Here is a 1249-nt window from a genome sequence, read left to right as displayed (position 1 = left end):
GCGCGAAGAGCAGGGCGCCGATGAATGCGGACGAACCGGAGACCACGGCGCCGAGGCTGTCGACGATGAGCTGGTTGTTCGCGGCCACGAAGGTGTTCGCGAGCCAGGCGATGCCGAACAGCGCGATCGCGCCGACCATGCCGGCGGGGAAGGTGGACTGCTTCGGGACATCCGATGCCTTGACCTTGCAGGTCACGAAGATGAGGGCGGCGATGACGCCCATGACGACCTCGATGATGACCGTCACACTCAGGCGCACCGGGTCGCCGTCGTCGTCGACGCCGATGATCGGGCGGAGGCCGCTGAAGAGACCGAAGAGCACGATCACGCCGACGCCGGCGAGGAAGATCGACGCCGACAGCACGGCCGTGCGAGGCAGCGTCTTCTCGCGCGCGTCGACGGCGGGCGGCTGAATCTGGTGCTCGGCCAGGCGCCGCTGGAACTCGGGGTCGTCCTCGAGGTCCTTGCCGTGGCGCACCATGACGAGCGACGCGACGAGGAGGCCCGCGATCGACGCTGGCCACATGATGAGCAGCAGCGCGCCGAGGTCCACGCCCTGTGGCGCCAGCAGCACCACCATGGACGCGGTGGCCGCCGAGACCGGCGAGCAGAGGATGCCGACCTGCGAGGCGACGGCCGACACCGACAGCGCCCGCTCGGGCCGGATGCGCTGCTGGTACGACACGTCGTAGATGACGGGCAGCAGCGGATAGAAGATGTTGCCCGTGCCGGCGCCCACGGTGAACAGGAACGACATCGCCGGCGCCAGGAAGACGACCGACTTCGGCCTGCGCCGGATCACCTTGGCCGCGACCGACACCATCCAGTCGATGCCTCCGGCGGCCTGCATGACGGATGCCGCGGTGATCACCGTGATGACGATGAACACCGCGTCGACCGGCGCGCTGCCCGGCGTCTCGCCGAACACGAAGATGAGCACGGCGACGCCGACGAGGCCCCAGACGCCCAGGCCGATCCCGCTCGTGCGGGTGCCCATGAAGATGGCGAGGATGACGACGAGGAGCTCCGCAGCGAAGATCCACCAGTTGTCGTTCACGACGACGGCCCCTTCGCGATGGTGCCGGTACTCGCCAGCACCTCGGTCGGCAGCGGCGTCTCGACGATCCTGCCGTCGACGGCCTCGACGCGGAGCGCCAGCGGATCCTCGACCGGACTGATCGCGGTGACGAGCTCCGAGCCCTCGAAGTGCAGCGATTGGAGGTTGCCGACCGCGTACCCGGTCGCCAGC

General features: G+C 69.0%; 1 protein-coding gene and 1 pseudogene. Both read right to left on the bottom strand.

Going from position 1 to position 1249, the window contains the following annotated elements; all coding sequences use genetic code 11:
• The coding region (locus GH736_RS23145; protein ID WP_159607384.1) for an anaerobic C4-dicarboxylate transporter family protein at positions 1–1057 on the bottom strand (1057 nt) is incomplete at its 3' end.
• Positions 1054–1249, bottom strand: a pseudogene (locus GH736_RS23140) (peptidase E); the annotation flags it as partial. The pseudogene GH736_RS23140 and the gene GH736_RS23145, both read right to left, overlap by 4 nt.

Origin of the sequence: Agromyces humi (genome assembly GCF_009720255.1) — a bacterium.
GTDB classification, from domain to species: Bacteria; Actinomycetota; Actinomycetes; order Actinomycetales; family Microbacteriaceae; genus Agromyces; species Agromyces humi.
This window is presented reverse-complemented; position numbering and strand designations above follow the sequence as displayed.